This window comes from Candidatus Hydrogenedentota bacterium, from assembly GCA_012730045.1.
GTDB lineage: Bacteria > Hydrogenedentota > Hydrogenedentia > Hydrogenedentales > CAITNO01 > JAAYBR01.
The window spans coordinates 1-6212 of record JAAYBR010000145.1 but is presented as its reverse complement, the minus strand read 5'-3'; the positions used below and the strand labels follow the sequence as shown (position 1 = coordinate 6212).

Here is a 6212-nt window from a genome sequence, read left to right as displayed (position 1 = left end):
GGGGGGGCTGCTGTCCGGTGGTATCGCTGCGCTCACCCACCGGCTAATGTCCTGCATCCCTCCGGGATGCCCAAGACTTTCGCTTTCGGCCATTTCCACGTTTGGCAGAGAAAAACCGGCGCCTTGGAGCGCGGAAGAATACGTCCACTTCATTAGCAGCGAAGCGAAGCCATCACGTTCCCGGAACTGCCCCGGTTCTCACAACGTCTTATCCGGCAATCAGGTTCAACCGGTTTTCCTTGACAGCCCCGGTCCGGTCCGTGCATTCTTGACAGAGTCGCCATTCAGGAGGCGAGGCATGCGTTTCACGATCCGCCGGAAGATACTGCTGTTCACCGTGGTGCCCGTGGTGGGGGTGCTGACGGCGCTGCTGGGGTACAACGCCTCAAAGCTCTACGGGCGCGAGCTGGAAATCATGGGCAAGGAGACCACCCTCCTGGCGCGGCGCCATTCCCGGCAGGTGGACGGGACACTGCGCGAGGCCGCCCAGGCCGTGCGCACCACCGCCGCGGTGGTCGGCCTGTCGGAGGGCCTCACCGAGGCGGACTATTACGCCATCCTCCGGGAGAACATCAGCCAGAACGAAACCATCTACGGCGGGGCCATCGCCTTCGACCCGTTGGCGTGCCCGCCCGGCCGCGACCGGTTCGCCCCCTATGTCCACCGCACGGCGGACGGTCTGCACGAGATGGACATCGGCCGGGACGGCTACGACTACACCGCCCCGGAGTGGACCTGGTGGCACCTCCCGAAAACGACGGGGAAGCCGGTGTGGACCGACCCCTACTTCGACAAGGGGGCGGGCAACGTCCTCATGGTCACCTACTCCGCGCCCATCGTCCGCCGCGGCGCGTTCATGGGCGTGGCCACGATGGACGTTTTCCTGGAGCCCCTCCAGACGGCCATCCAGAACCAGCTGGAGCCCGAACTGGATTTCTTCCTGGTTGACCGCCGGGGCTATTTCGTCTTCCGGCGGGGGCTCCCCCCCTCTGAAAACAGCACCAGGGTCAACCTCCTGCTCCAGGCGCACGAGGAAGGGCGCGGTGACCTTACCGCCCTGGGCAATGCCATGACCCAGGACGAGTCCGGGTCGCGCCAGGTGCGTGACCGCCAAAACCGCCAACAGTGGGTCTTCTTCAGCCGCGTGGAGTCCACGGGGTGGTCCCTGGCGCTGGCCGTTCCCTATGCGCGGATCATCGCCCCGCTCAAGCGCGAGATGGCGCGCAACGCCGGGGCGCTGCTGGTCATCCTGCTGGCCATTTCCGCGGGCGCCTGGTACGCCGCCCGCCTGATCACCACGCCCCTCGACCGGCTCCGCGCCGCCGCGGAGCGGGTGGGCGGCGGCGACCTGTCCATCACCCCGGACGTCGCCAGCAAGGACGAGTTCGGCCTGCTTTCGCGCACCTTCGCCGACATGGCGGACCGGCTCCGGCGGAGTTTCGAGAACCTCCAGGAACAGCTCCAGACCCTGGTGTCGGAGACCGGCAGCGTGCTCTACCGATGCGACGCGGAGGGAAACCGCGAGATGACGCTGGTCAGCGAGGCCGCGGAAGCCCTCGCGGGCCGCCCCGCATCCTTCTTCCTGCACAAGCCCCTGGCCGTCTTCCTGGAGATCATCCATCCGGAGGACCGGGAGGCCGTCATGGAGTGGACCGCGCGGCGGACGGAGACGGCGGAGGACTCGGCCCTGGAGTACCGCCTGATCCACGCGGACGGGCGGGTGGTCTGGGTATACGACCGGGGCCGCTGCGTGCGCGACGCGTCGGGCAGGCCGCAGTACCTGACCGGGGTGCTCACGGACGTCACGGAGCTGAAGCGGCTCGCGGAGGACCTGGCCCTCGCCCGCGACCAGGCCGAGGAGGCCACGCGCGCGAAGAGCGAGTTCCTCGCGCGGATGAGCCACGAGATACGCACGCCCATGAACGCCATCATCGGCATGAGCCACCTGGCCCTGCGCACCGACCTGAACCCCAAGCAGCGGGATTACGTCACCAAGGCCCACAACGCGGCGCACGCCCTGCTGGGCATCATCAACGACATCCTCGACTTCTCCAAGATCGAGGCCGGCCGCATGGAGCTGGAGGAGACGGCGTTCAGCCTGGAGGAGGTGCTGGCCAACCTGGCGAATGTTGTCCTGCTCAAGGCGGAGGAGAAGGGGCTGGAGCTGCTCATCCGCACGGAGCCGGACCTCCCCCGCACCCTCGTGGGCGACCCGCTCCGGCTGGGGCAGGTTCTCATCAACCTCGCGAACAACGCGGTCAAGTTCACCGAGGCCGGGGAGATCGTCCTCTCCGTGAAACGCCTCGCGGAGGAGGGGGACCGCCTGCGGCTGGAGTTCTCCGTGAAGGACACGGGCATCGGCATCTCCCCGGAGGCCGCCGGCCGCCTCTTCGAGTCCTTCTCCCAGGCGGACAGCGCCACCACCCGCCGCTACGGCGGCACGGGCCTCGGCCTCGCCATCTGCCGGAAACTGGTCGCCCTCATGGGGGGCGACATCCGGATCGAGAGCGAACCCGGCCAGGGAAGCACCTTCCTCTTCGACGCCATGTTCGGCAGGGCGGAGGAGACGGACGCCGGGCCGGCCGCCGCCGCCGCGCGGCTGCCCCATCTGCGGACGCTCGTGGTGGACGACAACCCCACGGCCCGCGAAATCCTCGTGTCCATGCTCCAGTCCTTCCACTTCGAGGTGGCCGAGGCGGAGTCGGGCGCCCGGGCCGTGGAGATGGTCGCCGCCGCGGAGACACCCTTCGACCTGGTGCTCATGGACTGGAAGATGCCCGGCATGAACGGCGTGGAGGCCATCCGCCGCATGAACACCCTGCCCGGCCTGGCCAAGCCCCCGAAGGCCGTCATGATCACCGCCTACGGCCGCGAGGAAATCATGGTCCAGGCGCGCACGGCGGGCGTTGTCCCCTCCGGGTTCCTCATCAAGCCCGTCAGCACCTCCCTCCTCCTCGAAACGGTCATGCAGACCTTCGGTTTCGCGCTGGCGAAATCGGCCGCCTCCCCCGCCGGCGCCGAGGCCGCAAACCCCGCGCGCCTCGCCCCCCTGCGCGGCGCGCGCATCCTCGCCGCGGACGACAACGAGGTCAACCGCCAGGTGGTGCGGGAGCTGCTGGAGATCGGCGGGCTCCGCGTGGTGACGGCGGACGACGGCGCGGCGGCCCTGCGCGCCGCGGCCGAAGGCGGGTTCGACGCCGTGCTCATGGACGTGCAGATGCCGGAGATGGACGGGCTGGAGGCCACGCGGCGCATCCGCATGCTGCCCCACGGCGGGCCGGTCCGCCTGCCGATTATCGCCATGACCGCCCACGCCCTGGCCACCGACCGGGCGAAAAGCCTCGAGGCGGGCATGAACGACCATGTGAACAAGCCCATTGACCCGGGCGAGCTGTACGACGCCCTCCTGCGCTGGGTGAAGCCCCGCGCGGGCGTGGACGCCGTCCCGCCGGAAACCGGAACGCCCCGTACGGCGGAGGACTGGGGCGTGGACGAGCTGCCCGGCCTCGCCGTCTGCGAGGGGATCGCCCGCCTGGGCGGCAACAGCCGCCTTTATCTCAGCCTGGTGGAACGCTTCGTGGAGGAGAACGGCGGCCGCATGGCGGAAATCAGCGGCATGATCGCCGCCAACGCGCGCGAGGAGGCCGCCGCCCTGACCCACAAAATCCGGGGCGTCGCGGGGAACATCTCCGCGCGCGGGCTCCACGACATCCTCTCGCGCCTGGAGCAGCTCCTGCGCGCCGGAAACACCGGCGAAGAGGCGGTCCGCCTCGCGGAGGCCGCCGCGACGGAGATGGCCGTGGTGCGCGCCGCCGCGCGGGCGCTCGCGGAGAGGGCCCCGGCGGACGCGGCCCCCGCCGCCGCAAAGGACGCCGGAGACCCCGCGCTGCTCCGGGAACTCCTGAACGCGCTGGAGCCGCACCTGAAGGCCCGGCGGCCCAAGCCCGCGCGCGAGCTGGCGGACCGGCTCTCCGCGCTGGCCTGGCCGGAACCGGCGGCATCGCAGATTGGAAAACTGGCGCGGGCCGCCGCCCGCTACCAGTTTAAAGACGCCCTCGAACTGCTCGCCGCGCTGCGCGGCGGCGACGAAGGAGACCCGCCCCATGCCTGATCCCGCCCCCCCGCTCATTCTCGCCGTGGACGACACGGAGGCCAACCTCGACATCCTGGTGGAGACCCTCGGCGACGAGTACGACATCGCCGTGGCCATGGACGGAGAGACCGCCCTGGACCTCGCCGGGGACACGCCGCCCGACCTGGTCCTCCTCGACATCATGATGCCCGGCATGGACGGCTACCAGGTCTGCGAGGCCCTGTCCAAATCCATCCGCACCCGGGGCGTGCCCGTCATTTTTCTGACCGCCCTCACGGACGAGCGCGACGAGGCCCGCGGCCTCGCCCTCGGCGCGGTGGACTACATCACCAAGCCCTTCAGCCCCGAGCTGGTCAAGGCCCGCGTGCGCAACCACATCGAGCTGAAACGCCACCGCGACCGCCTCGAGGAGCTGGTGCAGGAGCGCACCTGGGAGCTGTCCATGACCCAGGAGGCCGCCATGGAAAGCCTCGGCACCCTCGCCGAATGCCGCGACCCCGAGACGGGCGGCCACATCCAGCGCACCCGCAACTATGTCCGCATGATCGCCGCCGCCCTCGCCCGCACCCCGAAACACGCCGGGATCCTGAACGACACGGAGGTCTTCAACCTCCACCGCTCCGCGCCCCTCCATGACATCGGCAAGGTCGGCATCCCCGACAACATCCTCCTCAAGCCGGGAAAACTCACGCCGGAGGAGTTTGCCGTCATGAAGACCCACACCCTCCTTGGCGCGAAGGCCATCGCCGCCGCCGAGAAGCGGCTCGGGGCCAACTCTTTCCTCCACTACGCCCACGAGATCGCCCTCTCCCACCACGAGAAATGGGACGGCTCGGGCTACCCCAACGGGCTGGCGGGCGAGGACATCCCCCTCTCCGGACGCATCATGGCCGTCGCAGACGTCTACGACGCCCTCATCAGCCGCCGCGTCTACAAGCGCCCCATGCCCCACAGCCAGGCCGTCGCCATTATCCAGGAGGGGTCCGGCACCGCCTTCGACCCGGAGATCGTCGCCGCCTTCCTGGCACTGAACGAGGAGTTCCGCGCCGTCGCCCTGGAGAACGCCGACTATGACGAGGAGCGCGAGACGCTGAAACAGTGAGCGCCCAGCGGCGCGGAAAAGGAAAGACATGGGACATCTGATGACCGGAAAAACGGCCGGCGCGGGTTTTCATGTTCCGAAGGAGGTCGGACGGATCAATGAAAGAGGACGCACCCTTTCCAAAGTCATGGTGGGTGGAGGACGGCCTTTTGCTTGCGGGATGTTTTCCTGGCGACAGGGACCAGGGGGAAGCACGAAAGAAACTCCGGGGGCTGCTGGATGCCGGCGTCCGCGTTTTCATTTCGCTTCAAGAGCCGGATGAGCGGTCGCCCTGGGGGCCGTTCCCGCCGTACATGCCCATGGCGGAACAGCTTGCCCGCGAAGCGGGCATTGAACTTGAGCGCGTGAATTTCCCCATCGTTGACCTTGGCGTGCCCACCAAAGAGCTCATGGCCGCCATCCTTGAAAAGATTCGGCAGGCCCGAAGCGCCGGGCGCTGCGTATATGTCCATTGCTGGGGCGGACATGGGCGCACGGCGACCGTGGTGGGCTGCTGGCTGCGGGAGCAGGGGCTGACGGGCGAGGAGGCGCTTAACCACATTGCGGACCTGCGTCGGCATGACCCCTATTTGGCAAGTCAAAGATCCCCGCAGACACTCGCCCAGCGCAAGATGGTTTTGGAGTGGCAACCGCTGTAGTCCACATGTTGTCTGGCGCTCTATGCCGACTGAGGTTGCCCCCAGCTTTCGACAGGGGCCGCTTCAATTTAAGATGGCGCGAGGACGGCAACCCGGCCGCTTTCTGGCCCGCTCCGGCAACCCCGCGCGGGCAAGCCCGCACGAAAGAAGGCGGCAGCAAGCTGCCGCACTCCAAGGCGCGCGCAACGCGCGCGGGGCTCGAAAACGGTCGGCCGGCAGACTGTTTGCCTCTCCGCGCCCTTTGCGTTCTCTGCGACTCTGCGTTGAGTCTTCCCCACCCCTCGGACGCCCCCTGCGCTCGCGAGGCCAGCCGCCCCCAGCCGTCATAGGTCCGCGCCTCCGCCGTGCCGCCGTTCAGCGCCATTCCCGTCTGCTTATT

The 6212-nt window shown here is 68.6% G+C and carries 3 protein-coding genes; all 3 read left to right on the top strand.

Translation table 11 applies throughout. The features are described 5' to 3' along the window. The first annotated feature begins 298 nt into the window (after positions 1-298). The 3 genes from GXY15_16090 to GXY15_16080 all read left to right on the top strand — a co-directional run bounded on the left by GXY15_16090 (position 299) and on the right by GXY15_16080 (position 5833). Complete coding sequence (locus GXY15_16090; GenBank protein NLV42732.1) at positions 299-4111, top strand: response regulator; 3813 nt, start codon at positions 299-301, stop codon at positions 4109-4111. Next, entirely contained in the window at positions 4104-5195 is a 1092-nt protein-coding gene (locus tag GXY15_16085) for a two-component system response regulator (GenBank protein ID NLV42731.1), read from the top strand. Before GXY15_16090 ends, GXY15_16085 begins: the two co-directional genes overlap by 8 nt. 299 nt (positions 5196-5494) lie before the next feature. Continuing rightward, a complete protein-coding gene (locus GXY15_16080; protein ID NLV42730.1) occupies positions 5495-5833 on the top strand; it encodes a hypothetical protein in 339 nt (112 codons plus the stop codon). Positions 5834-6212 lie beyond the last annotated feature (379 nt).

Excerpts from the sequence above, each read along its gene's own strand:
- GXY15_16085 (NLV42731.1), top strand. The coding sequence starts at position 4,104 with ATGCCTGATCCCGCCCCCCCGCTCATTCTCGCCGTGGACGACACGGAG.
- GXY15_16090 (NLV42732.1), top strand. The coding sequence starts at position 299 with ATGCGTTTCACGATCCGCCGGAAGATACTGCTGTTCACCGTGGTGCCC.
- GXY15_16080 (NLV42730.1), top strand. The coding sequence starts at position 5,495 with ATGGCGGAACAGCTTGCCCGCGAAGCGGGCATTGAACTTGAGCGCGTG.